This window comes from Mesorhizobium sp. B1-1-8, from assembly GCF_006442795.2.
GTDB lineage: Bacteria > Pseudomonadota > Alphaproteobacteria > Rhizobiales > Rhizobiaceae > Mesorhizobium.
Window position 1 is genome coordinate 2,772,799 of record NZ_CP083956.1, and the last position, 23,882, is coordinate 2,796,680.

24 protein-coding genes and 1 riboswitch are annotated in these 23,882 nt (G+C 65.3%); of the genes, 8 read left to right on the top strand and 16 right to left on the bottom strand.

The annotated features are described in order from the left end of the window. The first annotated feature begins 388 nt into the window (after positions 1 to 388). Entirely contained in the window at positions 389 to 1,135 is a 747-nt protein-coding gene (locus FJ974_RS13495) for a glycosyltransferase family 25 protein (RefSeq protein WP_140530579.1), read from the top strand. Between the two features lie 99 nt (positions 1,136 to 1,234). Here FJ974_RS13495 and FJ974_RS13500 read toward each other — a convergent pair whose 3' ends face one another. From FJ974_RS13500 to cbiE, 8 genes are all read right to left on the bottom strand, one after another. Continuing rightward, complete coding sequence (locus tag FJ974_RS13500; protein ID WP_226891592.1) at positions 1,235 to 1,627, bottom strand: hypothetical protein; 393 nt, start codon at positions 1,625 to 1,627, stop codon at positions 1,235 to 1,237. A gap of 91 nt (positions 1,628 to 1,718) precedes the next feature. Next, positions 1,719 to 2,729, bottom strand: coding sequence for a nicotinate-nucleotide--dimethylbenzimidazole phosphoribosyltransferase (cobT, locus tag FJ974_RS13505; RefSeq protein WP_140530584.1), 1,011 nt, complete (start codon positions 2,727 to 2,729; stop codon positions 1,719 to 1,721). Between the two features lie 23 nt (positions 2,730 to 2,752). After that, positions 2,753 to 3,520, bottom strand: coding sequence for an adenosylcobinamide-GDP ribazoletransferase (cobS, locus tag FJ974_RS13510; RefSeq protein ID WP_140530586.1), 768 nt, complete (start codon positions 3,518 to 3,520; stop codon positions 2,753 to 2,755). After that, complete coding sequence (locus FJ974_RS13515) at positions 3,517 to 4,833, bottom strand: cobyrinate a,c-diamide synthase (protein WP_140530588.1); 1,317 nt, start codon at positions 4,831 to 4,833, stop codon at positions 3,517 to 3,519. The genes cobS and FJ974_RS13515 overlap by 4 nt, the downstream gene beginning before the upstream one ends. Next, positions 4,830 to 5,645 (bottom strand): uroporphyrinogen-III C-methyltransferase, encoded by an 816-nt coding sequence (gene cobA, locus FJ974_RS13520; RefSeq protein WP_413468343.1) that lies wholly within the window; start codon positions 5,643 to 5,645, stop codon positions 4,830 to 4,832. Before cobA ends, FJ974_RS13515 begins: the two co-directional genes overlap by 4 nt. Continuing rightward, the gene (cobM, locus tag FJ974_RS13525) at positions 5,642 to 6,406 is read right to left on the bottom strand and encodes a precorrin-4 C(11)-methyltransferase (RefSeq protein ID WP_140530594.1); all 765 of its coding nucleotides are present in this window, start codon (positions 6,404 to 6,406) and stop codon (positions 5,642 to 5,644) included. Before cobM ends, cobA begins: the two co-directional genes overlap by 4 nt. Continuing rightward, positions 6,403 to 6,789, bottom strand: coding sequence for a cobalamin biosynthesis protein (locus FJ974_RS13530; RefSeq protein ID WP_140530899.1), 387 nt, complete (start codon positions 6,787 to 6,789; stop codon positions 6,403 to 6,405). The genes cobM and FJ974_RS13530 overlap by 4 nt, the downstream gene beginning before the upstream one ends. Next, positions 6,786 to 8,027, bottom strand: a complete 1,242-nt coding sequence (gene cbiE, locus FJ974_RS13535; RefSeq protein ID WP_140530597.1) for a precorrin-6y C5,15-methyltransferase (decarboxylating) subunit CbiE — start codon at positions 8,025 to 8,027, stop codon at positions 6,786 to 6,788. Before cbiE ends, FJ974_RS13530 begins: the two co-directional genes overlap by 4 nt. A 1-nt stretch (position 8,028) precedes the next feature. Here cbiE and FJ974_RS13540 point away from each other — a divergent pair, with 1 nt between their 5' ends. Continuing rightward, on the top strand, positions 8,029 to 8,796 hold the full coding sequence (locus tag FJ974_RS13540; protein ID WP_140530599.1) for a cobalt-precorrin-6A reductase: 768 nt from the start codon (positions 8,029 to 8,031) through the stop codon (positions 8,794 to 8,796). On the opposite strand, the gene FJ974_RS13545 is transcribed toward FJ974_RS13540, so the two are convergent. The 8 genes from FJ974_RS13545 to FJ974_RS13580 form a co-directional block, all read right to left on the bottom strand. After that, entirely contained in the window at positions 8,760 to 9,524 is a 765-nt protein-coding gene (locus FJ974_RS13545; protein WP_140530602.1) for a precorrin-3B C(17)-methyltransferase, read from the bottom strand. The two genes, FJ974_RS13540 and FJ974_RS13545, sit on opposite strands and share 37 nt — an antisense overlap. Then, complete coding sequence (locus tag FJ974_RS13550; RefSeq protein ID WP_140530605.1) at positions 9,521 to 10,270, bottom strand: precorrin-2 C(20)-methyltransferase; 750 nt, start codon at positions 10,268 to 10,270, stop codon at positions 9,521 to 9,523. Before FJ974_RS13550 ends, FJ974_RS13545 begins: the two co-directional genes overlap by 4 nt. Further along, positions 10,267 to 10,899 (bottom strand): precorrin-8X methylmutase, encoded by a 633-nt coding sequence (locus tag FJ974_RS13555; RefSeq protein ID WP_140530608.1) that lies wholly within the window; start codon positions 10,897 to 10,899, stop codon positions 10,267 to 10,269. Before FJ974_RS13555 ends, FJ974_RS13550 begins: the two co-directional genes overlap by 4 nt. A 3-nt stretch (positions 10,900 to 10,902) precedes the next feature. After that, positions 10,903 to 12,381 carry a precorrin-3B synthase gene (gene cobG, locus FJ974_RS13560; protein WP_140530611.1) on the bottom strand — a complete coding sequence of 493 codons (1,479 nt, stop codon included), beginning with the start codon at positions 12,379 to 12,381 and terminating at the stop codon, positions 10,903 to 10,905. Then, positions 12,378 to 16,064, bottom strand: a complete 3,687-nt coding sequence (locus tag FJ974_RS13565; protein ID WP_226891594.1) for a cobaltochelatase subunit CobN — start codon at positions 16,062 to 16,064, stop codon at positions 12,378 to 12,380. The genes cobG and FJ974_RS13565 overlap by 4 nt, the downstream gene beginning before the upstream one ends. A gap of 17 nt (positions 16,065 to 16,081) precedes the next feature. Next, on the bottom strand, positions 16,082 to 17,119 hold the full coding sequence (gene cobW, locus FJ974_RS13570; RefSeq protein ID WP_140530617.1) for a cobalamin biosynthesis protein CobW: 1,038 nt from the start codon (positions 17,117 to 17,119) through the stop codon (positions 16,082 to 16,084). A 2-nt stretch (positions 17,120 to 17,121) separates the two neighbouring features. Next, on the bottom strand, positions 17,122 to 17,550 hold the full coding sequence (locus FJ974_RS13575; RefSeq protein ID WP_140530620.1) for a DUF1636 family protein: 429 nt from the start codon (positions 17,548 to 17,550) through the stop codon (positions 17,122 to 17,124). Between the two features lie 38 nt (positions 17,551 to 17,588). Continuing rightward, a riboswitch (cobalamin riboswitch) is annotated at positions 17,589 to 17,793 on the bottom strand. Between the two features lie 29 nt (positions 17,794 to 17,822). Continuing rightward, positions 17,823 to 19,022 (bottom strand): winged helix-turn-helix domain-containing protein, encoded by a 1,200-nt coding sequence (locus FJ974_RS13580; protein ID WP_140530623.1) that lies wholly within the window; start codon positions 19,020 to 19,022, stop codon positions 17,823 to 17,825. A 332-nt stretch (positions 19,023 to 19,354) separates the two neighbouring features. On the opposite strand from FJ974_RS13580, the gene FJ974_RS13585 reads away from it, so the two are divergent. From FJ974_RS13585 to FJ974_RS13610, 6 genes are all read left to right on the top strand, one after another. Then, entirely contained in the window at positions 19,355 to 19,720 is a 366-nt protein-coding gene (locus tag FJ974_RS13585; protein WP_140530626.1) for an NADH-quinone oxidoreductase subunit A, read from the top strand. Next, the gene (locus tag FJ974_RS13590; protein ID WP_013531090.1) at positions 19,711 to 20,292 is read left to right on the top strand and encodes a NuoB/complex I 20 kDa subunit family protein; all 582 of its coding nucleotides are present in this window, start codon (positions 19,711 to 19,713) and stop codon (positions 20,290 to 20,292) included. Before FJ974_RS13585 ends, FJ974_RS13590 begins: the two co-directional genes overlap by 10 nt. Positions 20,293 to 20,296: 4 nt before the next feature. Continuing rightward, positions 20,297 to 20,899 carry an NADH-quinone oxidoreductase subunit C gene (locus tag FJ974_RS13595; protein WP_140530629.1) on the top strand — a complete coding sequence of 201 codons (603 nt, stop codon included), beginning with the start codon at positions 20,297 to 20,299 and terminating at the stop codon, positions 20,897 to 20,899. An 85-nt stretch (positions 20,900 to 20,984) separates the two neighbouring features. After that, the gene (locus FJ974_RS13600) at positions 20,985 to 21,311 is read left to right on the top strand and encodes a four helix bundle protein (RefSeq protein ID WP_413468354.1); all 327 of its coding nucleotides are present in this window, start codon (positions 20,985 to 20,987) and stop codon (positions 21,309 to 21,311) included. Positions 21,312 to 21,376: 65 nt separating this feature from the next. Next, a complete protein-coding gene (locus FJ974_RS13605; protein WP_140530635.1) occupies positions 21,377 to 22,567 on the top strand; it encodes an NADH-quinone oxidoreductase subunit D in 1,191 nt (396 codons plus the stop codon). Between the two features lies 1 nt (position 22,568). Further along, entirely contained in the window at positions 22,569 to 23,879 is a 1,311-nt protein-coding gene (locus FJ974_RS13610) for an NADH-quinone oxidoreductase subunit E (RefSeq protein WP_140530637.1), read from the top strand. Positions 23,880 to 23,882: the final 3 nt, after the last annotated feature.

Below are 23,882 nucleotides of genomic sequence, written 5' to 3' on the forward strand. Positions count from 1 at the left end.
TTGCTCTCTCCTGCATAGTGAATGCATTAATGAATGTAATGCAGGAGCCTTCGCAAAACCATGCATGTTTGGTCATGTTTGGTCAACGCATTGAAATTTTTATAGAAATAGTAACTGGGCAATGCGATATGACACGATGTGAATAACGCTGAAACGGTCACTCATGCGACTCTTAATCAGCGGGTCCACAGTTCGATCCTGTGCACACCCACCAAATCTTCCGCTGAAAATCCAAGCCGTTGACCGGAAAGCTTCACGAGAACAAGCTCGCATCCCAGTCTCATGGATAGGTCTCGCGTGAGATTTTCTCGGTTGCCATGATGTTCAGGCCTCCTTGTGGTGCATCTTTTCCTTAGGTAGAACGACGCCGGGGTTGGGGGCGTTCGAAATGCAGTCGTTTTACATCAACTTGGCGGTCTCTGTTGACCGCCGGAACTGGTTTGATGCGCAAGCAGACCGGCTGGGCCTGGATATCGAACGATTTGACGCGGTGAGCAATGCTTCGATCGCGGACAGCGTGGCTGATCAGTTCAATGTCTCTAAGGAAGCGGTCGCCTGCTTCTTCAGTCATCGCGCGATTTGGAAGGAAATCGCCGCCGGGCGCGACAGGTTCGCCGCTATTTTCGAGGACGACGCGCATCTTGGCGCAGATCTGCCCGCGTTCTTGAATGATACGTCGTGGATACCGGCCGATGCCGACATCGTTCATCTTGAAAAATTGGGAAAACGGTTTGTCGGCATCGAAACCGGGCAGAGACCACTGGGGAGAAAGCTCTATCAGGCGATCTCGGGTTTCGCCGGGACGGCGGCCTACATCATTTCACGCGAATGCGCCGCGAAGCTGTCCGCCACCTTCACGGAAATCAATCAAGAGTTCGATCGGCACCTGTTCGAGGAGGGAATGCCCGGCCTGAAGATTTACAAAATCGGTCCCGCGCTATGCATACAGGACCGGTTCACCGCCAAGCCACGTTTCGCATCGATGATCGTGCGCCCTGAGCCGCCAAAACGTGTTCGCGCTCCCGGCGCGGTATTGCGCGAGGCGGCAAGGATCTACAGGAGGCTGGCTTCCTTCATCGTCCGCTCCTTGCGGCCGCGCCGCCCCAGGATCATTGCCATCAAGATCAAGTGGTGACACGGCGGGTGTCAGCCGGCGCACCCGGATCGGACCATGTCAGTGTTTCTTCAAATGTAGCGGTCCGGATGCGGTTTGGCTGGCCAATGGTACGATTGGTTACTGCGCCGTCTTGCTGAGGCCGACCTTGAATTTGACCTTCATGGTGATCTGTCCGGTCACCGTGATCTGCGATCCATTATAGCCATCGAAATTGCGGTTGCGGCCATTGACGTTGGTCGTCATGCCGATGATCTCGCATGTATCGGCCACGGTCTCGACAACCATGGCGCAGCTGCCGGCCGCGACCTTGTAGAAGGAGCGAAGCGCGACTTGCTGCTGTGCGGCGGCGTCTTCGTCATCCTTGACCGGAAGGCTCATCGAGAACGAAGACTGGATCATGGCGGCCCCGTTGTCACCGGGACGAGGTGGGCGGATGTACTGATCCTGAGCAAAGGCCGGCAAAGCCGCACCGAAAAGAAATACAGCCAATATTAGGCCTTTGAAATACATCGATCGATCTCCCTCGTGAAACATCTTGTCCATGGAATGATCAAGACGGCGTTATTTCAATGTTTCAACAGTGTTGAAATTTCGACGGAATTTATTTTTCCGACACGCCGGCTTCGGCAAAGCTCGCCATCCTGGCATGGCATTCCAGCGCCGAGCGGACGATGTTGACGGCAAGGCACGCGCCGGAGCCTTCGCCGAGCCGCATGCCGAGGTCGAGCAGCGGCGGCAGGCCGAGCGCCTCGAGCAGGCGGCGGTGGCCGGCTTCGGCCGAGACGTGAGCGGCGATGGTGTGGGCGAGGCCGGTCGGATGCAGCCTTGCCAGCGGCGCCGCGGCAGCGGTGCAGACGAAGCCATCGAGCAGCACCGGCACATTATTGCGGCGCGCGGCGAGCGTGGCGCCGAGGATGGCCGCGAGTTCACGCCCGCCCAGCGCGGCAGCAATCTTCAGCGGGTCCGACAGCGAATCGGCATGGCGCTTGAGGCCCGCCTCGATCGCAGTGATCTTGCGGATCATTCCAGCGTCATCGACGCCGGTGCCGCGGCCGGTCCATTTCTCGGCGCCGCCGCCGAACAGCGCCGTCGAGATCGCCGCCGCCGGCGTTGTGTTGCCGATGCCCATCTCGCCGAAGCAGACGAGGTCGAGGTCCTTAGTCACCGCGTCGTAGCCGGCCGAGACGGCGGCGAGGAACGCCTTTTCGTCCATCGCCGGCACTATCGTGAAATCGCCGGTCGGATGGTCGAGGTCGAGCGGGATGACGTCAAGCCTGGCGCCGGCGACGCGCGCGAGCTGGTTGATGGCCGCGCCGCCGCCGGCGAAATTCGCCACCATCTGCACGGTGACTTCCGACGGATAGGCCGAGACGCCTTGAGCGGTGACGCCGTGGTTGCCGGCAAAGACGAACACCTTCACGTCGTCGAGCTTGGGCATGTCGCGGCCCTGCCAGCGCGCCAGCCAGGCGGCGATGGTTTCGAGGCGGCCGAGGCTGCCCGGCGGCTTGGTCAGCGTGTCCTGGCGGCGGGCAACGGCATTGGCGGCGGTGTCGCTGCCGGCGGGCAGGTCGAGGCAGGCGGCGCGCAAGTCTTCGAGCGAATTGAACGACATGGGGGCAAGGTCTCCAAAAGGAATCAAGACAGGGAAACGGAAGCGACGAGCAGCACCATGATCTCGCCGAGCTGCTGCAGCGCGCCGATCGTGTCGCCGGTCTGGCCGCCGATCTGACTGAGGCAAAGCGCGCGGAAGGCGACGAAGAGCAGGGCGAGCAGGATCAGCGCTGCCAGCGCGCCGCCAAGGCCGAGCGCCAGCAGTGCGACGGCGCCGACCGCCGCGCCGACTGCGGCAGTTTCGGCGCTGACGGTCCCCGCGCTAGCCGACAGGCCATCGGTGCGAGCCGGCGGCAGAAAGTGCATGAAGGCGCCGAACAGGCCGCGCGAGGCGGCATGCGCGGCCAGCAGCGCCAGGAAGACATGGCCGGGGCCGGAAAGCTCGGCAAGCGCGCTCCAGCGGATCAGCTGCGACAACCCGAGCGCCGCTGCGCCATAGGCGCCGATGCGGCTGTCGCGCATGATGTCCAGCTTTCTCTCGCGCGTGCCGCCGCCACCGAAGCCATCGGCGATATCGGAGAGCCCGTCCTCATGCAGGCAGCCGGCGGCAAGCATCGTCGCGGCAAGCGCGAGCGCGGCGGCAGGGCCTGTCGCGAGACCGGCCTTGGCAGCGACGGCGTAGACGAGCGCGCCGAGGATCGCGATGGCGAGACCGGCAAAAGGTGCCGCCCAGATCGCGTCGGCAAGGCTTCGGCCGCCGAAGTCGCGTGTTGGCAGCGGCAGCCGCGTGAAGAAGACGAGGCTGACCCAAATGTCGTCCAGGAACTGCCGGGGCGAGGGGCTTGCGGTCATGCGGCCCTCGCAATGGCATGGAAGAACGTGCCGCTGACATGGCCGCGCCGGTAACCGGAAGCGCCGAGCGGATTGCCCTGGCCGTCGGCGAGGTCGGCCAGCGGCTCGTCATTGCCGGTGCCGGTCATCTGCGCATAATGGAATTCGTGGCCGCGGATCAGCGTGCCTTCGGCGCCGAGTGGGCAATCGGCGCGCAGGCGCGCCTCGCGGTAGCCGAGATTCATCTTACGCTTGGCGAAACTGGTCGAATGGCCGAGCAGGCCGAGCATCCGGTGGCTTTCGCCGGCCGCATCCTCCAGCGCCTCGCCAAGCACCATGAAGCCACCGCATTCGCCATGCACCGGGCGTGTTGCTGCGAAGGCCAGCATGCCGGCGCGGAAGTTGTCCGCCGCCGCCAACCGGCCCGCATGAAGTTCGGGATAGCCGCCGGGCAGCCAGCAGACATCGCAGCGGTCTTCGGGCGCTTGGTCGGCAAGCGGCGAGAACGGGACAAGCTCAGCGCCGGCGTTGCGCCAGTGCGCAGCGACATGCGGGTACAGGAAGGTGAAGGCGGCATCTTCGGCAAGCGCGATGCGCTGGCCGGGCGGCTGCAGCGCATCGCCGAAGTCTCCAATTTGCGGCTCCAGCGGTGTCGCCAGCGCGAGAATGGCGTCGATGTCGAGCGACTTTTCTACCATGTCGGCCAGCCGGTCGAGATGGGCCATCAGGTTCTCATACTCGCCGGCCTGGACGAGGCCGAGATGCCGTTCCGGCAGGTTGAGCGTCGGGTCGCGCATGATGGCGCCGACCACCGGCAGGCCGATCGCCTCGATGGCGTCGCCGCAGAGCCGGCGATGCCGCTCGCTGCCCAGCCGGTTGAGGATCACGCCGGCCATGCGCACGTCCGGATCATAGGTGGCAAAGCCCTTGGCCACCGCGGCTGCCGTCGTCGATTGCCCCGATACATCGAGCACCAGCAGCACCGGCAGGCCGTAAAGCCGGGCAAGATCGGCGGCCGAGCCCGACCGGCCTTCGGGCGCCGGGATGCCATCGAACAGGCCCATGGCGCTTTCGAGGATGACGAACTCGGCATCGTCGGCAGCTTGCGCGGCGAGGGCGTTGAGCAGCGAAGGCGACATCGCCCAGCTGTCGAGATTGACGCCGGACAGGCCGGTTGCGGCGGTGTGGAAGCCGGGGTCGATATAGTCAGGTCCGGACTTGGCGCCGCGCACTTTCAGCCCGCGCCGGGCGAGTGCACGCAGCAGGCCGATGGTGACGCTGGTCTTGCCCGAACCGGAGCGCGGCGCGCCGATGATGATCGCCCGTGCTGTCATGTCTCGCCCGCCAGTGCCGCGCGCATGGCGACGATGCCGCCGACGACGATCAGCGCCGGCGAGGTGAGACCGGCGGTCGCCGCCTCCTCGGCGATGGTGGCGAGCGTGGCGACGACGATGCGCTCCTGCGGCGTTGTTGCAGAAACGACGACCGCCGCCGGCGTCGACGGCGCCAGTCCACCCTCAAGCAGCGAAGCGGCAATCCGCGGCAGGTTGGCCATGCCCATATAGACGACGACCGGTTGGCCGGTGCGGGCGATCGCGCCCCAGTCGAGGTCGTCTTCGGTGCCGGCGGCGTGACCGGTGGCGAGGATGACCGCCTTATTGATGCCGCGCATGGTGGCGGGAATGCCGGTGGCGGCCAGCGCGGTGAGGCCGGAGGTGAGGCCTGACAGCACCCGAAACGGAATGGCTTCCCGCGCCAGCGCCAAAGCCTCTTCGCCGCCGCGGCCGAAAATATAGGGATCGCCGCCCTTCAGCCTGACGACGCGGCGGCCTTCGCGCGCCAGCCGCACCAGCAAGGCGGTTATGTCGTCCTGCTTCATCGACGGCTGGCCGCCGCGTTTTCCGGCGTAGAACAGCTCGGCGCCTTCCGCAACGGCAACGACATCGGGTGAGACGAGCGCGTCGTAGACCAGTGCATCGCATTGTCCGAGCGCGGCCAGCACTTCCAACGTCAGGCAGCCGGGATCGCCGGGACCGGCGCCGGCCAGCCAGACATGACCGGGCTCCAGTTCGCGCGGGTTGAAGTTCAGCCGCGCCAGCGCCTGCTCCACATTTGCCCGTCCGTTCGTATTGGCGCTGGCGTTCACAATCCGTCCCGTCCGCGAAAACGCCGCTGGTAGTGGGCGTCGTAAAGTGAGCTTTCGCCGAAATCCCGTGCGGCCAATGCGCTGCCGACGAAGATGATCGCCGTGCGTTCCATCGGATTTTCCGCCAGCTGTGCCTCGATGGTCGAGAGCGTGCCGGTTACTACGCGTTCATCCGGCCATGAGGCGCGGAAAACGATCGCGACCGGGCATTCGGCGCCATAGAGCGGCGTCAGCTCGGCGACGACGCGGTCGATGGCGTGGATGGCGAGATGGATGGCGAGCGTGGCGCCGGTGCGGCCGAAGCCGGCCAGCGTCTCGCCGGGCGGCATCTTCGACGCACGGCCGGAGACGCGGGTCAGCACAAGGCTTTGGGCGAGTTCGGGAATGGTGAGTTCGCGCCGCAGCGCTGCAGCGGCAGCGGCGAAGGACGGCACGCCGGGCGTGAGCGTGTACGGGATGCCGTGCTTTTCCAGCCGGCGGATCTGCTCGGCCACGGCGCTCCACACCGACAGGTCGCCGGAATGCAGGCGGGCAACATCGTGGCCTTCCTTGTGGGCGGCGACATATTCACCCTCGATCTCGTCGAGCGACATCGGCGCGGTGTCGATCAGTTTTGTTCCCGGGGCGCAGTGCTGCAAAAGCTCAGGCGCGACGATCGAGCCGGCGTAGAGGCAGACCGGGCAGCTGGCCAGCAGCCGGCTGCCGCGCAAGGTGATGAGGTCGGCGGCGCCCGGTCCGGCGCCGATGAAGTGGACGGTCATGCGGCGCCTCCACCAAGCGCGATGGCGCAGGTGACCGGGCCGACCACAGTACGCGGCCCGAGCAGTTGTGCGTTCTTGCCGGCCGCAGCGAGGGCGGCGGCTTCCGAAACCGATGGCGTGCGGGCATGGGCCTGCGACAGATCGGAATGGCTGGGCGTGGCCGATGAAGGTGCTTTCAGCGCCTCGTCATCGACGACGATGAGCGGAAGGCCGAGTTGCCGTGCGGCGGCCATGATCGCTGCCTCGTCCTGCTTTAGCCTGGCGGTCGCCAGTGCCGAAAGCGCCGTCAGCGCCAGCCCATGCGCCTCCAACGCGGTCTCTACGGCCGCAAGCACGTCCTCGACGTTAATGCCCTTCCGGCTGCCTATGCCCGCGACCATCATGGCTTCACCCAGCTCCATTGCATCACGGGCATGGCCGGCCGCCATGCCTGCATCGTGCCGACGGGCGAAGCGCGAGAGAGCGCGATGCGGATCAGATCGCCGCCGTGCTTCGTGTGCTGTTCGAGCAGCAGCGTCTCCATTTCCAGCGTCACCGCATTGACGACGAGCCGGCCCCCGGCGCTTAGCGCTTTGATCGCGTTCTCCAGCACGCCGGCATCGCTGCCGCCACCGCCGATGAAAATCGCATCCGGCGTTTCCAATCTGGCCAGCGCCTTGGGCGCCGAGCCTTCGACGACGATGAGACCGGGAACACCGCAGGCAGCCGCATTGTGCCGAATGCGGGCAGCGCGTGTCGGATCGGCCTCGATGGCAATCGTGCGCAGCGAGGGATGGGCGAGCATCCATTCGATGCCGACCGAGCCGGAGCCGGCGCCGATATCCCACAACAATTCGCCGCGCCTGGGGGCCAACACCGACAGCGTGATGGCGCGGACCTCGCGCTTGGTGATCTGACCGTCATGCTCGAACAGATGATCGGCAAGGCCCGACGCCAGCGACAGGATGCGCGCGTCCGGCGTCGCTTCGATTTCCAGTGCCAGCACGTTGAGCGGATTGATGTTTTCGAGATCGAAAGCATCGGCGCGGGCTGATCGCAGCGTTTCATGCGGACCGCCCAGGGCCTCCAGCACCGTCAGCGCCGACGCGCCGAAATCGAGTTCGGTGAGCAGGCGCGCGATCGCGGCCGGCGCATCGCCGTCGGAGCTCAACGCGAGAATACGCGCGCCCGGATGCAGGAGTGGCCGGATCAGGTCGATCGGGCGGCCGTGCAGGGAGATGGTCTCGACATCCTGCAGCGCCCAGCCGAGACGGCAGGCTGCCAACGAGACCGACGACGGCGCCGGCAGAACGAGCATCTGCTCCGGCCTCACCTTGCGGGCCAGCGTGGCGCCGACGCCGTGGAAGAACGGGTCGCCGGAGGCAAGCACGCAGACGTTCTTGCCCTCGAGCGCCAGCACGTCGCGCATTTCAGGGTCGAATGGGGTCGGCCAGCAGCGTGTATTGCCCTTGGCCAGGGACGCCACCAGGGCGAGGTGCCGCTTGCCGCCGAAGACGAATTCGGCCTCGGCGATCCGCCGCTTGGCCTCGTCGCCGAGACCCGCTACACCGTCCTCGCCGATGCCGACGATGGTGAGCCATTTTTTGCTGAGCCTGACGCCGCGCGGACCCTTAGCAGGCATGATGACGCACCGTATCCTGATCCTCGGCGGAACCACGGAAGCCCGGCAACTGGCGGCAAAGCTCGCCATGCGCCCCAATTCCGCAATCACGCTGTCGCTGGCCGGCCGCACTGAAAGCCCGGTTGCGCAAGGTGTGCCTATCCGCAGCGGCGGCTTCGGCGGTGCCGACGGGCTGGCGGTGTATCTCAAGGAGGCGGGCATCGATCTGCTGATCGACGCCACGCATCCCTACGCGGCGCGCATCTCGGCGAATGCTGCCGAAGCGGCCACGCGAACCGGCCTGCCGATCCTTGCTCTGCGACGCCCCGCCTGGGAGCCTGCCGCGGGCGATCGTTGGACGCTCGTGGAAAATGTGGTGGAAGCGGTGAGGGCGCTCGGCAATGCACCCCGCAAAGTCTTCCTGGCGATCGGCAGGCAGGAGGCCGGCGCCTTCGAGGCGGCTCCGCAGCACCGCTATCTCATCCGCAGCGTCGATCCGGTCGAGCCGAAGTTGGCACTGCCGGATGCGATCTATCTGCTGGCGCGCGGTCCGTTTCCGGAAGCCGACGAGCGTGCGCTGCTCGAAGAGCATGGCATTGATGCCGTCGTGTCGAAGAACAGCGGCGGCGCGGCAAGCTACGGTAAGATCGCGGCGGCGCGGGCGCTCGGCATCGAGGTGATCATGGTCCGCCGGCCGTCTTTGCCGGCCGTCCCGTCGGCCGAAACCGTCGATCAACTGGCGGCAAAAGTCGATCATGCCCTGGAGCCCGCCGCCGAGCGCGGCGTGTAAACCAGCGACGGCTTGTCACCGCGCCGGATGATACGGGTCTCGGGCGATCCGATGATGATGCAGGTGGCCATGTCGGCTTTTTGCGCATCGACATCCGCCAGCAGGTGGACCTCGATGCGCTCGTCGGGCCGCCCGGCGGCGCGGCCGAAGATGACCGGCGTGGTGCCGGGCAGGATGGCGGCGAGGCATTCGAAGGCGCGGCTGAGCTGCCAAGGGCGCGCCTTGCTGATCGGGTTGTAGAGCGCGATGACGAATCCGGCGCCGGCCGCCGCCAGCAGCCGCAATTCGATCAGCTCCCACGGCTTCAGATTGTCGGACAGCGAGATGGCGCAAAAATCGTGGCCGAGCGGCGCGCCAATGCGGGCGGCGACGGCAAGCATGGCGGTGACGCCGGGCACGATGTCGAGGTCGATGGCTCGCCATTCGGCTGGACCGGCTTCGATCGCCTCACAGACGGCCGCTGCCATGGCGAAGACACCGGGATCGCCGCCGGAGACGACGGCAACGTTATGGCCTTCAGCGGCTTTCATCAGGGCATCTTTGGACCGTGCCAACTCCTCGCGATTGTCGGAGGCGACGCGGGTCTGATCCGGGCGAAGCTCAAGCCGATCGAGATAGGGCTTGTAGCCGTAGAAGAATTCGGCTTCCGCTACTGCGCGGCTTGCTTCCGGCGTGACCTGATCGGCATTGCCGGGTCCAAGGCCGATGACGGTCAGACGGCCGCTCATAGCTTGGCTCCGGGCCGGCCGGACCAGCCGGCCACCAGCACGATGGCGAAATAAGGGGCCTTATCGTCCGGCTTTTCGGCAAGCCGCATCGAGACGCTGCCCGGCATGGTGCCGCGCTCGACATAGACGGCTTTCGTCAGCTTGCCGGTCGCCTCCAGCGCGCGGCGAATTTTTGGCAGGTTACGGCCGACCTTCATGATGACGGCGGCATCGGTATCGGCGAGGCGTCGTGTCAATTCGAACTCGCTCATCGTGCCCGGCAGCACGGTAAGCACATCGTCGCCCTGGACGATCGGCAGGCCGGTCGCCGACCAGCAGCCGGACATGGCGGTGACGCCGGGAATGACTTCGGTAGAAAAACGATGCGCCAGCCGCACATGCAGGTGCATGTAGGAGCCGTAGAAGAGGGGATCGCCTTCCGACAGGACGGCCACTATCCTGCCGGCATCGAGATGCCGGGCGACCTGTTCCGCCGACTGCTCGTAGAAGTCGGCAATCTGCGCGCGGTAATCGTCGTGATCCTTGTCGATCTCGGTCGTCACCGGATAGAGCAGCGGCAGCTCCAGCATGTCCGGCCTGAAGCGCGCCTCGACGATGGCGCGCGCATTGCTGTTGTTGCCGCGCTTGGCGAAATAGGCCACGACATCGGCCTCGGCCAGCGCCCGCGCTGCCTTCAGCGTCAAAAGCTCCGGATCGCCGGGGCCGGTGCCGACGCCGACCAACCGTCCTTTGACCGGCGCGTTCATAGGCCCGGCCTCGCCAGTGCATTGAGCGCGGCGGCGGTCATGGCGCTGCCGCCCAGCCTGCCGCGCACGATGGCGTAAGGCACGCCATAGGAATTTTGCGCCAGCGCGTCCTTCGATTCGGCGGCGCCGACGAAGCCGACCGGCATGCCGATGATAGCCGCCGGCTTCGGCGCGCCGTCGCGCAGTTTTTCCAGCAGATAGAAGAGGGCGGTTGGCGCGTTGCCGATAGCGACGATAGAGCCGGCGATGCGCTCGCCCCAGAGATCGATGGCGGCGGCCGAGCGCGTGTTGCCGATTTCCCTGGCGATGTCGTGCGTGCGCGGGTCGCGCAGCGTGCAGATCACCTCGTTGCCGGCGGGCAGACGGGCGCGGGTGACGCCGTGCGAGACCATTTCGGCATCGCAGAAGATCGGCGCGCCGGCGGCGAGAGCCGCGCGGGCGGCGGCCACGAAATCGGGCGAGAAGACGAAATTTCGGGCCGCTTCGACCTGACCGCAGGCGTGGATCATGCGGATGGCGACATCTGCCTCGGCCTCGGAAAAGCACGACAGGTCGGCCTCGGCGCGGATGATGGCGAAGGAGCGTTCGTAAATCGCCGTGCCGTCATGGATGTAGTCGTAGGCGGCCATTCATTAGTCCTGTCGATAGATTTCGGCGGCGCCGGCCGCGCCAAGCCTTGCCAGGCAGGCCGCGGCGGTTTCGCCGGGATGTCTTTGCCCGCGCACCGCGGCAAGGATGCCGCCGATGCCGCGCGCGGCGTCATAGCCCGGCCTGTATCCGGCAGGAAGTGCCTTCGCCGTCCCGTCCACGACAAGTCCGGCTCCGTTTTCGTCGCCGACCAAAGTGAGCGCCGCCGCGCCGGGGTGCGCGCAGCCCTTGGCACAGCCGGAAATGTGGAGGGTGAGAGAGGCATCGAAGAGGTCGGCGTTTTGCGAAGCGATGGTCTCGGCGATAGCGCGGGCGGCGATGCGGCCGGAGGCGCAGGCAGGAGCGCCGGGGCAGGCGGCGATACTGGTGCGCGGATCGGCGGGGGCGGTGACGAAGCCGAGGGTGGCGGCAAAGGCTTGCAGCGAGGCGCAGGCGGATGGGGTGAGGCCGAGGAAAAGCAGGGCGCGGCCGGGGGCTAGGCGGATTTCGGTGACGCCGAGGTGTGAGGCTTGGCTGGCGAGATCGATGAGGTTTTGAGCGGGCATGCTTCCGAAGGGAAGGGCGATGCCGAGGGCGTAGCCGTTGTCCAGGTTGAATAAGCCAATGGGACTTCCCACAGGCTGGCGTTCCTGCGCCCCCCTCTCTGTCCTGCCGGACATCTCCCCCTCAGGGGGGGAGATTATTCCTTCACCTCGGCTTTCGCCAATTCTCAACGTTTTACGGGGGGGGCCGGCGGCGGAACTGCCAATCTCCCCCCTTGAGGGGGAGATGTCCGGCAGGACAGAGAGGGGGGCGACAGAGTGCCAACCTGCGAGCGAGGCCAGCTGCCGCTCCGACAGGTCTCTCGTATGCGCCTCGCGCCCTTTTTCAGCGACCATCCTAAGAGCCGCGACGGCAATGCTGCGCGCCGCATTTTCATCGACGGTCACGAGCGGCTTCGCACTTCGTGCGTCGCCAGCAACCGACACACTCCACTGGACGCCCGCATCGGCCCTTACTGCCCTCAGCCTCACATCTGCCGTCACCGCGTCCATCGCCAACTGCCCACCGCCATCGACAACCACCGACACCTTCGGCCCCAACCGCGGCGTCAGCCCAGCTTCCTCGATTGCTGCGCTTATCCGCTCTGCCAGGGGCCGCGGATCGGCAATTTCCTGCGGATCGATTCCCGCCAGCGGCCCGACTTCGACCGGCACGCCGCTGCGCACTGCAATGCCAAGCGCATCCACCTCCGCCGCCAGCAGCCGCGCGCTGTCCGCCGTCAAACCACGGATCTGCAGGCTGCCGCGCGCCGTCACTTCCATGATGCCGTTGCCGTGGCGCAAAGCGGATTCACAGAGTCCGATCAGCAATTTCGGGACAAGTCCTCCAGCGACCGGGTTGAGCCGCACCAGCAAGCCGTCGCCGGTTTGCATCGGGGCGCTCAGGGCAGGGCAGGCGCCGCGGCGGGAGAAGGTGTTCATGCCGCCACCCCGCTTGCCTGGGCCTCGGCGATCAGCGCCGCGAGATCGTCATCGATCGAATTCCTAAGCGGATGCCACAATCCGCGCCGCCGCGCCGACTGAAACCGCTCGGCGATGACCTTCGCCGCCGCCGGGTTCTCGCGCAGGATGAAGGCGCGAACCTCCGGATCGCCGACGTAAGCATCGTGAACCGCCTCGATCAGCGTTCCCGAAATGGCATTCGTGGTCTCGGCGAAGCCGACCAGGCGGTCGACCGTCTCGGCGAATTCCGAGGCGCCGCGCGGGCCGTGGCGCATCTGGCCGGCGATGAAGCGGGGATTGACGGCGCGGGCGCGCACCACGCGGGTCACCGCCTCGCCGACCGAGCGCGGCTTCGGCTTTTTCGGGTCGGTGGTATCAAGCACGATGACGTCGGCATTCCTGCCGAGCGCGGCAAGGGCGGCCGAAAACCCGCCGATGAAGGCGACGTCGGCCGAGCCTTCGAGGATGTCGCGGCCCGGATCGTCGCCGGTGTGGACGAGAAGGTCGGCTTCGGCGATGCGGCCTTCGAAGGCGCCGGGCGCCGAGATCGCTTCGCCGTCGGCGCCGCCATAGGCATGCGAGGTGGCGTCGAGATAGGCGCGGCCGATCTCTTCGCGCGCGCCCCATTCGCCGCGCGACAGCAGGTCCTCGACACCGGCGCCATAGGTGCCGGGCGAGGTGCCGAAAATGCGCGGGGCGATCTTGCCCTCGGCACGGGTCGCTGCTGCAAGCGGATTTTCGGAATCGTCCTCGTCGCGCGCGGCAACGGCGTTTGCGGCCGCATCGATAAGGGCGATCTGGGTCGGGAACATGTCGCGGAACAGGCCGGAAATGCGCCAGGTGACGTCGACGCGCGGGCGGTCGAGCGTCGCCGGCGGCAGCACCTCGATGCCGGTGACGCGGCCGGTCGCGCTATCCCACTGCGGCCGGCAGCCCATCAGCGCCAGGCCTTGCGCGATCTCCTCGCCGCCGGTGCGCAGCGAAGCCGAGCCCCAAAGGTCGATGACCAGCGATCGCGGCCAGTCGCCATGCGCCTGCATATAGCTGCGCACCACTTCTTCCGCTGCCGCCTGGCCAAGATCGTAGGCTGTTGGCGTCGGCATGGTGCGCGGATCGGAAGTGAAGAGGTTGCGCCCCGTAGGCAGCACGTCGGACCGGCCGCGCGCCGGCGCACCGGCGGGGCTTGCCTTGATGTGGCGGCCGTCGAGGGCGGCGAGCAGGGCCGATTTTTCGGCTTCGGCGCTTTGCCGGCGCAGCGGATCGGTTTCGTCTTCCGGCACGCGGCCGTAGACATGCAGCCCGTCCTTGACGGCGAAATCTTTCAGGTCGCAGAGCCAGGCGTCGATGCGGCGCAGCGCCTCGTCGGGCGCATCGGTGCCGGCAACGCCGGCTTCAGAAGCGAGGCCTGTCTTCTGCGCCGTTTCGACGATCAGCTTCGCAAGTCGGTCGCGGCGGCGCCGGTCGAGCCCGTCGGCTTGCGCATATTCATCTACAAGCCGTTCCAGCCGTTGCTGCGCTTCGTCGAGGCCGGCGCCGGTCAGCGGTGGCGGCAAATGGCCGAGCGTGACGGCGGCGATGCGCCGCTTGGCCTGCGCCGCCTCGCCGGGGTTGGAGACGATGAAGGGATAGATAACCGGCAGCGGGCCGGTGACGATCTCGGGAAAACAGTTTTCGGAGAGCGCAACCGTCTTGCCCGGCAGCCATTCCAGCGTGCCATGCGCGCCAACATGGACGATGGCATGGACGCCGAGCGATTTTTGCAACCAGAGGCCGAAAGCGATCAGCTCGTGACGGGGCGGCAGCGTCGGGTCGTGGTAGTCGGCGCGGCGATCGGCAGAGCGGCCGCGATCGGGGGCAAGCGCCACGGTGACGTTGCCGAAGGTGGCGGCACGGAAGGGGAAGTGGGGGCTTGCCTGCGAAGGTAGGCGTTCTGGCGCCCCCCTCTCTGTCCTGCCGGACATCTCCCCCTCAAGGGGGGAGATTATTCCTTCACCTCGGCTTTCGCCAATTTTCAGCGTTTTACGGGAGGAGCCGGCGGCGGAACTGCCAATCTCCCCCCCTGAGGGGGAGATGTCCGGTAGGACAGAGAGGGGGGCCTCGCGCAGACTTATCTCGTCCATCTTTCCCCAGGCCGCGTCGACGGCAGCCACCGCCTCAGCCGACAGATCCCTGGAGAATTTCAGATACGCCTCCAATCCGAGCCCTTCGCCACTTCGCTCCAGCGCATCCAGCAATTCCCTTGGCGATTGCGGAATCCCTTCAACCGCATAACCCTGTTCCCTCAGGTCGTGCAGCATCGCCAGCACGCTTGAAGGCACATCGAGGCCGACGGCATAACCGGTGCGGCCGGGGGCGCTCGGGTAATCCGGGATCAGGATGGCCAGCTTGCGCTCAGCCCGCTTCGCCCGCTGCAGCCGGATGAAAGCCGCGATGCGGGCGGCGACCTGCGCGACGCGATCCGGTTCCGGCCGGTTGGCGAACGCGCGGAAGGCCAGCGCCGGATCGGTTTCGATTTCGCCTTTGAAGGACACGGCGCCGGCGAGGATGCGGCCGTCGAGCTCCGGCAGCACGACATGCATGGCAAGGTCGGCCGGCGCCAGGCCGCGCTGGTTCTTCTCCCACACCTCGCGCCTGGTCGTCGCGACAATGACCTGGAAGACGGGCACGCCGGCACGGTCGAACAGAGTTTCTGTACCAGGCTCGGCGCCGGAGGCAAAGGCTGTGGCGGTGACGATGGCGGCGGGGTTCAATGTTGCGAGTGCGGTTTCGACGAAGGCGAGCGACGTCGGATCTTTCAGACTGGAAACGAAGATCGGTACCGGGGTGAGACCTTGCAGCTTCAACGCTTCCACGAGAGCGTCGATCGGCGCTACGTCTGCCGCCAGCAGCATCGAGCGGTAGAAGAGGATGGGGATGATGGGCGCGACGTTCCCCTCCCCCTCGAGGGGAGGGTGGCCCGCAGGGCCGGGTGGGGTCGGGACGACCGGGCTGGATCCTTCATCCTGTCGCCGCACTTCAGGGCGTTGGCGCGTTTCGCAGAGGACCCCACCCCCGGCCTGCGGCCGGATCCTCCCGTCAAGGGGGAGGGGGACGCCGCGCTCCACGACGCCAAATCCTGGCACGTAAAACCCAGCCTTCGGCACACTGACCGGCTCAGCCACGGCCGCATCCGACCCCGCCAGCCGTGCCAGCCTTTGCACCAGCGCGTTCATATTGGCCGGCCCGCCCTCACGAAAATAACCGAGCAACGCATCAAGCTCCTCGCGCGGCAGCGTCGAGGCTTCGATCAGGCGCTGATCCTCGTCGTGACTCTCGCCCGGCAGCAGCGCCAGCTTGATGCCTCGCTCGCGCGCAACCGCTGCCAACTGGTCGCAGCCATAGCGCCACCAGTCGTAGCCGCCGAGGATGCGCACGAGGATGACCCTGGCATGCTTGGCGACGCTGTCGACCCAGAGGTCGACGGACATCGGATGGCGCAGGTCACGAAGCGCTGCGAGCCGCATCGATGGCAGGCGCTCCGCATCCGCCTTCCATGCCGCCGCCAGTCCGGCGAGATCACTGTCGGTGAAGGACAGGGCCACGACATCCGCAGGTGTCTGCCTGAGATCGATCGGCTCGGCGAGATCGTCGAGCGAGGCGGAGGTCGTGGTGAGGATATGCATCGCTTTTCGTGTTGACCTCAGCCGGCGAGGATACGCTCGATCGCCGGACGGTTCAGCCCCTTCAGGCCAATGACGACGAGGCGCGAGCGGCGGTTGTCTTCGGCCGTCCAGGCGCGGTCGTAATAGTGGTTGACGCGCGGCCCGACGGCCTGCAGCAGCAGCCGCATCGGCTTGCCGCCGACTTCGACGAAACCCTTCACCCGCAAGACGTTTTCCTGCTCGGCCGCCGTGGCGACGCGCCTGGCCAGTTCGTCCGGATTGGCGATCGACGGGATATCGATGACGAAAGAGTCAAAGTCGTCGTGCTCGTGGTCGAGCTCGTCATCGTGATGGGTCTTGCGGTTCTCGATATCATCCTCGACCGCAAGCCCGAGGCCGAGCAGCACCGACGGATCGACCTTGCCCTGCGCGGTGGGCACGACCTTGACCGCCCGCGCGATATGCTCGCCGATGGCGGCGTTGGCGCGCGCCGAGCCCGCCGCATCCATCAAATCGCTCTTCGACAGGATGATCAGGTCGGCGCAGGCGATCTGGTCCTCGAACACTTCCTCGACCGGATCGTCATGGTCGAGGCTTTCGTCCTGCGCGCGCTGCGCCTGCAGCGCCTCCATGTCGGAGGCAACGCGGCCCTCGGCCAGCGCCGGCCCGTCGACCACGGCGATGACGCCGTCCACCGTGACGCGGCTTTTTACGCTCGGCCACTGGAAGGCCTGCACAAGCGGCTTTGGCAAAGCCAGGCCGGAGGTCTCGATCAGGATGTGGTCGACCTTGGGCGTGCGCGACAGGATCTGGTCGAGCGCCGGAACGAAATCGTCGGCGACGGTGCAGCAGATGCAGCCATTGGCGAGCTCGACGATGTTCTCCTCCGGGCAGCTGTCGATGCCGCAGCCCTTCAGGATCTCGCCGTCGATGCCGATGTCGCCGAATTCGTTGACGATAATCGCCAGCCGCTTGCCCTTGGCGTTCTCAAGCAGGTTGCGGATCAGCGTCGTCTTGCCGGCGCCGAGAAAGCCGGTGACGACGGTGCAGGGGACGCGCGAAACGGAAGCGTTCATGATCAGTCCTTCAGCATGTCGAGGGGAGGAATGCGGGCAACAAGGCCGCGCTTCAGGCAATCGGGCCGGCCGCGCCAAGGGATGAGACCGTCGGTGGAGGTGGCGAAAAGCTTTGCGCCGGCGACGAGGTCGGCGCCGCTGGTCGTCTCCAGGTCGCCGAAGACATAGCTCCAGCAGCCGTCGCGCAGGATCGCGGCACTGAGGCGGCGCTTGCAATTGCCGAGGCATTCGACGGTACGGATGCAAATGTTTTCGGGAGCCGCGGCCCGCCGGGCGTCTTCGGCCAGCAGCGCGCCGGCGCGGGGGTGCGCGTCGGAACCGGTTTCGTCGCGGCAGGAGACGCAGACGATGACGGTGACGCCGGCCAAGACATCGCTATCGCCGGACGCATTGTCCGCTGTGCCAGCCGAAAAACTGCTGTCTTGGTCCAAAAATCAGGCTCCTTGCCCGGTAACCCGCCGGGCGATCGGATTCTTATGTCGCAGACGGCAGGTCTCCTGGCTCGCGGGTCATCGCCTTGGTAGCCGCCTTCCCGGGAATATCCCAGTGGCTTTCGGCCTTGGCTCTTCGCTCACAGTTGCGGGGACAGCCGCGGATTTGGGATTTTGTCCCGCACCGCATTCCCTCTTGGCTCCTCCCTTTGCCGAGAGGAGACCGTCTGCACCGGATTTAGGCTTACGGGTGTAGGCGTGTCAACGCGCGGTTACGACGCGGCGATGTCGGCCAGCGCCGGCCCGAGATCGCCAGCCGGAGTCACCTCGATGCGCTCCAGGCCAAGCCAGCCCTGCATCTGCTTCAGTTCCTCGAAGAGCTGGGCGACTGTCTCCGGCGGGGCGCCGGGCTCAGTATAGGCGGCATGGACGCGCAACACACCGGCCGGACGGTCGGCCTTGAGGTCGATGCGCCCGACGATCCGGTCGCCGAGCAGGAACGGCAGCACATAATAGCCGTATTGGCGTTTTTCGGCCGGCGTGTAGATCTCGATGCGATAGCGGAAATCGAACAGCCTTTCTGTGCGCGAGCGTTCGAAGACCACCGGGTCGAACGGGGCGAGCAGGGCGCGCGCCTCGATTTTTCGTGGCAGGCGGGCATCCCTATGAAGGTAAGCCGGCTTGTCCCAGCCCTCGACGCGCACCGGCAGCAACTCGCCCGTCTCGACCAGTTCCTCCAGCCGGCCTTTCATGTCGGCGGGCGACAGGCGGAAATAATCGCGCAGGTCGCCTGCCGTCGCTATGCCGTGGGCGCGGGCGGAAATGCGCAGCAATTCGCGATGCGCATCCTCGGCCGCCGGCACCGGCAAGTCGAGGACCGCCTGCGGCAGAACGCGTTCCGGAAGGTCGTAGTAGCGTTCGAAGCCGCGCCGATAGGCGGTGGTGATGCGCCCGGCCCAGAACAGCCATTCGAAAGCGTGCTTGGCCTCGCTCCAGCCCCACCAGCCGCCATTGCCCTTGTGGCCCTCTATGCCGGAGGCGGCGATCGGCCCGCGCTCGGCGACCTGGTCATAGATATCCTTGATCAGTCCGGTCCGCTCGCGGCCCCATTTGGCCAGACCGAGATACATCTCGTCGCCTTGCTCGGCGCGCTGCATGCGCCAGCGCAGCAGCGGATAAGTCTCGACCGGCAGGAACGAAGCCTCATGCGCCCAATATTCGAAAACCGTGCGCTTGCGGTTGACGGCTGCGCTGTCAAGCAGCGAAAGCGGGTAGGGGCCGAGTCGCGAATAGAGCGGCATGTAGTGAGCGCGCACCACCGCGCTGACGGAATCGATCTGCAATAGGCCGGTGCGGGAGAGCACGCGGGCGAGATGGCGGCGATCGGGCGTGCCGGACGGCCGCGGATCGGTGAAACCCTGCGCGCCAAGCGCTATGCGCCTGGCCATGGCGAGCGAGATTTTTTCCTTCATCAAAACGCCTTGCCCGATCGTTTTACTCGAATTCCTGGCCGATGATTCCGGCCATGCTAGCAGGCCAGTGGCAGGATATGTGTCAGGAGAAAAAGTGGAGTAAAACATGAAGGAAATCAAACAGGAGCGGATCGGACCAGTTTGTTCCGATATGGCGTCCAGGGCCGCGAATTGAACAAGGTTTGACTTGCTTCGCCGAAACCGCTGCGCTAACCCTCGCCGCGTTGCAGCATAGGCGCCCTAAAACGGTTCAGCGGTAAATCTGTCACGCTTCCGCAATAGGGTTGGTTGCTGTAATCAACGTTGATTGGCCGCCAAGGGAAAGCCGCTGCATGAGCGCACTCCTGAGTTCGTATCTGCCCATCGTCCTGTTCATCGCCGTGGCGCTGGTCGTCGGTTTGGCGCTGATCATCGCGCCGTTTCTGGTCGCCTACCAGAATCCCGACCCGGAAAAGCTGTCTGCGTATGAATGCGGCTTCAATTCGTTCGACGACGCCCGCATGAAGTTCGACATCCGCTTCTACCTTGTGTCGATCCTGTTCATCATCTTCGATCTCGAAGTCGCCTTCCTGTTCCCCTGGGCGGTGTCCTTCTCCAAGGTCGGCATGCTCGGTTTCTGGTCGATGATGGTGTTTTTGGCTGTGCTGACCATCGGCTTTGCCTATGAATGGAAAAAAGGAGCGCTGGAATGGGATTGAACGACAGTTCAGGCACCCTCGTCGCGCCGAAGCCCAAGGGCATCATCGATCCCAACACCGGCCGGCCGGTGGGGGAGGATGATCCCTTCTTTCTCGAAATCAACAATGAGCTGGCCGACAAGGGCTTTCTCGTCACCTCGACCGAAGCGCTGATCACCTGGGCGCGCAGCGGTTCGCTGATGTTCATGACCTTCGGCCTCGCTTGCTGCGCGGTCGAGATGATCCACACCTCGATGCCGCGTTATGACTCCGAGCGTTTCGGCGTCGCGCCGCGCGCCTCGCCGCGCCAGTCCGACATCATGATCGTCGCCGGCACGCTGACCAACAAGATGGCGCCGGCGCTGCGCAAGGTCTACGACCAGATGCCGGAGCCGCGCTACGTCATCTCGATGGGTTCCTGCGCCAATGGCGGCGGCTATTACCACTATTCCTATTCGGTGGTGCGCGGCTGCGACCGCATCGTGCCGGTCGACATCTACGTCCCCGGCTGCCCGCCGAGCGCCGAAGCGCTGCTCTACGGCATTCTTCTGTTGCAGAAGAAGATCCGCCGCACCGGCACGATCGAACGGTAAGCCGATGACTCAGGCGTTTAATGAACTCTCCACCTATCTCGGCGAGAAGCTTACCGGCCGCGTCGGCGAGGCGGTGCTCGCCTATGGCGAGCTGACGGTTTCCGTCGAGCCGGGCAACCTGATCGAGGTGGCGACCTTCCTGCGTGACGATCCGCGTTGCCAGTTCATCTCGATCATCGACATCTGCGGCGCCGACTATCCGTCCCGCGCCAAGCGCTTCGACGTCGTCTATCACCTGTTATCGCCGAAGCAGAACGTGCGCATCCGGCTGAAGGTCCAGGCCGACGAGGAGACGCTGGTGCCATCGCTGACGGCCGTCTATCCGGGCGCCGACTGGTTCGAGCGCGAGACCTACGATCTCTATGGCGTGCTGTTCTCCGGCCATCCGGACCTGCGCCGCATCCTGACCGACTACGGCTTCGACGGTCACCCGTTGCGCAAGGATTTCCCGCTGACCGGCTTCGTCGAGGTGCGCTACGACGACGAGGCCAAGCGGGTCATCTACGAGCCGGTGGAGTTGAACCAGGAATTCAGAAACTTCGATTTTCTTTCCCCCTGGGAGGGTACGGATTACGTGCTGCCGGGGGATGAAAAGGCGAAACAGTGAGTAGGGAAGTAGTGAGTAGTCAGTAGGGAAGGAATTGGAAAAGCGGATCGAATCTTATCGCGACCTGATGGTGTGGCAATCGGCGATGGTTCTTGCCGAAGATTGTTATCGCGTCACCAAAGGTTTTCCGAGGGACGAGATCTATGGAATGACCTCCCAGATGCGCCGCTCGGCGGTGTCTATCGCCGCCAATATTGCTGAGGGGTATGGTCGTGAGAACAGAGGTTCGTTCGTTCAATTTCTGCGCATGGCGCAGGGTTCGTTGAAGGAACTGGAAACGCATATATTGCTGGCATGCCGTGTCGGTATGCTGGAAAGAGGCAACGAGACTGAACTGCTGCTGAGATGCGAAGAGATTGGGAAAATGATGCGATCTCTTATCAGGACAGTGCAGGCAAAACAGGCGGAATAAGTAGGTTTTGAGATTGATGATCACTACTCACTACTCACTACTGACTCTTCGCCAGAGGCGCCAGAATGGCTGAAACTTCCGTCCGCAATTTCAACATCAATTTCGGACCTCAACACCCGGCGGCGCATGGCGTTTTGCGCCTGGTGCTGGAGTTGGACGGCGAAGTGGTCGACCGCGTCGATCCGCATATCGGACTGCTCCACCGCGGCACCGAAAAGCTGATCGAGCACAAGACCTATCTGCAGGCCGTGCCCTATCTCGACAGGCTCGACTATTGTGCGCCGATGAACCAGGAGCATGCCTTCGCGCTCGCCGCTGAGCGGCTGCTCGGCATCGAGGTGCCGAAACGCGGGCAGCTGATCCGCGTGCTCTACGCCGAGATCGGCCGCATCATGTCGCACATCCTCAATGTGACGACGCAGGCGCTGGACATCGGCGCGCTGACGCCGCCGCTGTGGGGATTCGTCGAGCGCGAGAAACTGATGGTCTTTTACGAGCGCGCCTCGGGATCGCGCATGCATGCGGCCTATTTCCGGCCGGGCGGCGTGCACCAGGACCTGCCGCAGAAGCTGATCGAGGACATCGGCAAGTGGATCGATCCGTTCCTGAAGTCGATCGACGACCTCGACGCGCTGCTCACGCCCAACCGCATCTTCAAGCAGCGCAATGTCGATATCGGCACGGTGTCGCTGGCCGATGCCTGGGCCTGGGGTTTTTCGGGCGTGATGGTGCGCGGCTCGGGCGCTGCGTGGGATCTGCGCAAATCGCAGCCTTATGAATGCTACTCCGAGATGGATTTCGACATTCCGATCGGCAAGAACGGCGATTGCTACGACCGCTATCTGGTGCGCATGGAAGAGATGCGCCAGTCGGCCAAGATCATGCGCCAGTGCGTCGATCGCCTGCTCGGCGCCGACAGCAGCGGACCGGTGTCCAACCTCGACGGCAAGGTGGTGCCGCCGAAGCGCGCGGCGATGAAGCGTTCGATGGAAGCGCTCATCCACCATTTCAAGCTTTATACCGAGGGCTACCGCGTGCCGGCCGGCGAGGTCTATGCGGCGGTCGAGGCGCCGAAGGGCGAATTCGGCGTCTACATGGTCTCGGACGGCACCAACAAGCCCTATCGCTGCAAGCTGCGCGCGCCCGGCTTCGCACACCTGCAGGCCATGGATTTCCTCTGCCGCGGCCACATGCTGGCCGACGTAACCGCCGTGCTTGGCTCCCTCGACATCGTGTTTGGTGAGGTCGATCGCTAAAATGTCAGTCCGCCGCCTCGCAGAAGCCCGCCTCCAGCCAGCCTCCTTCGCCTTCAACGAGACGAATGCGGCGGCGGCTCAGCAATGGATTGCCAAATATCCGAAAGGCCGCGAGCAGTCGGCGATCATTCCGCTGCTGATGCTGGCGCAGGAGCAGGAAGGCTGGGTCACCAAGGCGGCGATCGAGACGATCTGCGACATGCTTGAAATGCCGCGCATCCGCGGGCTCGAGGTGGCGACCTTCTACACGCAATACCAGCTCAATCCTGTCGGCACGCGCGCCCATATCCAGGTCTGCGGCACCACGCCCTGCATGCTGCGCGGCTCCGAAGCGCTGATGGACGTCTGCCGTTCGAAGATCCATCACGACCAGTTTCACACCAACGCCGATGGCACGCTGTCGTGGGAAGAGGTCGAGTGCCTCGGCGCCTGCGTCAACGCGCCGATGGTGATGATCTTCAAGGACACGTTCGAGGACCTGACGCCGGAACGGCTGGCCGAGATCATCGATCTCTACGAGGCCGGCAAGGGCGCCGAGGTCAAGCCGGGCCCGCAGAACGGGCGCACCGGCTCCGAGCCGGCTTCCGGCCTGACGACGCTGAAGAGCGAGAAGGCGATCCTGAAGTCGACCCGCGACAAGGAAGCCAAGGCGGCGGCGAAGGCGGCCAAGGAGGCAGCTGCCGCGGCCGCGCCGGCTGCTGTACCCGCTGCTGTCGTGTCGCAGGCGCCTGCCGCGCCGGTACCTTCCGGCCCGGTCGGGCCGTCGAAATCCAGCAAGCCCAAGACCGATGCGCCGGAAACCAGCCCGGCATTGACGACTCCGTCGCCGGTCAAGGTTTCGCCGGCCACAGAGAAGGCGGCCAGCGTCAGGCCACCGCGCCACTCGGCAGCGAACGCCAACCAGGCTTCTCCGGAAGTCGAGGCGGTTTCGAAGCCGCGCAGCGGGCCGAAGAACAAGGCCGAACCGGCCGCCGCGTTCAAGTCGCCGGAAACCAAGCAGCCTGCCGCCAAGACGGCAAGGCCATCGCTTGATGACGAGAACCGGCCGGCGGGCATCGAGCGGCCGTCAGCGGTCGACGATCTCAAGCTGATCTCCGGCGTCGGTCCGAAGATCGAAGGTATCTTGCATTCGCTCGGCATCTACACCTTCGCGCAGGTCGCCTCCTGGAAGAAGGCCGAGCGCGAATGGGTCGACGGCTATCTCAATTTCCGCGGCCGCATTGAGCGCGACGACTGGGTGAACCAGGCCAAGGCGCTCGCCAAGGGCGGTGTCGAGGAATACATCCGCGTCTTCGGCAAGAAGCCGGTCTGAGGA

Excerpts from the sequence above, each read along its gene's own strand:
- FJ974_RS13585 (WP_140530626.1), top strand. The coding sequence starts at position 19,355 with ATGAGCGCACTCCTGAGTTCGTATCTGCCCATCGTCCTGTTCATCGCC.
- cbiE (WP_140530597.1), bottom strand. The coding sequence starts at position 8,027 with ATGCCTGCTAAGGGTCCGCGCGGCGTCAGGCTCAGCAAAAAATGGCTC.
- FJ974_RS13580 (WP_140530623.1), bottom strand. The coding sequence starts at position 19,022 with ATGAAGGAAAAAATCTCGCTCGCCATGGCCAGGCGCATAGCGCTTGGC.
- FJ974_RS13500 (WP_226891592.1), bottom strand. The coding sequence starts at position 1,627 with ATGTATTTCAAAGGCCTAATATTGGCTGTATTTCTTTTCGGTGCGGCT.
- cobG (WP_140530611.1), bottom strand. The coding sequence starts at position 12,381 with ATGAACACCTTCTCCCGCCGCGGCGCCTGCCCTGCCCTGAGCGCCCCG.
- FJ974_RS13605 (WP_140530635.1), top strand. The coding sequence starts at position 21,377 with ATGGCTGAAACTTCCGTCCGCAATTTCAACATCAATTTCGGACCTCAA.
- cobS (WP_140530586.1), bottom strand. The coding sequence starts at position 3,520 with ATGACCGCAAGCCCCTCGCCCCGGCAGTTCCTGGACGACATTTGGGTC.
- FJ974_RS13530 (WP_140530899.1), bottom strand. The coding sequence starts at position 6,789 with ATGATGGTCGCGGGCATAGGCAGCCGGAAGGGCATTAACGTCGAGGAC.
- cobM (WP_140530594.1), bottom strand. The coding sequence starts at position 6,406 with ATGACCGTCCACTTCATCGGCGCCGGACCGGGCGCCGCCGACCTCATC.
- FJ974_RS13610 (WP_140530637.1), top strand. The coding sequence starts at position 22,569 with ATGTCAGTCCGCCGCCTCGCAGAAGCCCGCCTCCAGCCAGCCTCCTTC.
- FJ974_RS13555 (WP_140530608.1), bottom strand. The coding sequence starts at position 10,899 with ATGGCCGCCTACGACTACATCCATGACGGCACGGCGATTTACGAACGC.
- FJ974_RS13590 (WP_013531090.1), top strand. The coding sequence starts at position 19,711 with ATGGGATTGAACGACAGTTCAGGCACCCTCGTCGCGCCGAAGCCCAAG.
- FJ974_RS13495 (WP_140530579.1), top strand. The coding sequence starts at position 389 with ATGCAGTCGTTTTACATCAACTTGGCGGTCTCTGTTGACCGCCGGAAC.
- FJ974_RS13550 (WP_140530605.1), bottom strand. The coding sequence starts at position 10,270 with ATGAACGCGCCGGTCAAAGGACGGTTGGTCGGCGTCGGCACCGGCCCC.
- FJ974_RS13565 (WP_226891594.1), bottom strand. The coding sequence starts at position 16,064 with ATGCATATCCTCACCACGACCTCCGCCTCGCTCGACGATCTCGCCGAG.
- FJ974_RS13595 (WP_140530629.1), top strand. The coding sequence starts at position 20,297 with ATGACTCAGGCGTTTAATGAACTCTCCACCTATCTCGGCGAGAAGCTT.
- FJ974_RS13540 (WP_140530599.1), top strand. The coding sequence starts at position 8,029 with ATGACGCACCGTATCCTGATCCTCGGCGGAACCACGGAAGCCCGGCAA.
- FJ974_RS13515 (WP_140530588.1), bottom strand. The coding sequence starts at position 4,833 with ATGACAGCACGGGCGATCATCATCGGCGCGCCGCGCTCCGGTTCGGGC.
- cobT (WP_140530584.1), bottom strand. The coding sequence starts at position 2,729 with ATGTCGTTCAATTCGCTCGAAGACTTGCGCGCCGCCTGCCTCGACCTG.
- cobW (WP_140530617.1), bottom strand. The coding sequence starts at position 17,119 with ATGAACGCTTCCGTTTCGCGCGTCCCCTGCACCGTCGTCACCGGCTTT.
- FJ974_RS13545 (WP_140530602.1), bottom strand. The coding sequence starts at position 9,524 with ATGAGCGGCCGTCTGACCGTCATCGGCCTTGGACCCGGCAATGCCGAT.
- FJ974_RS13600 (WP_413468354.1), top strand. The coding sequence starts at position 20,985 with ATGGTTCTTGCCGAAGATTGTTATCGCGTCACCAAAGGTTTTCCGAGG.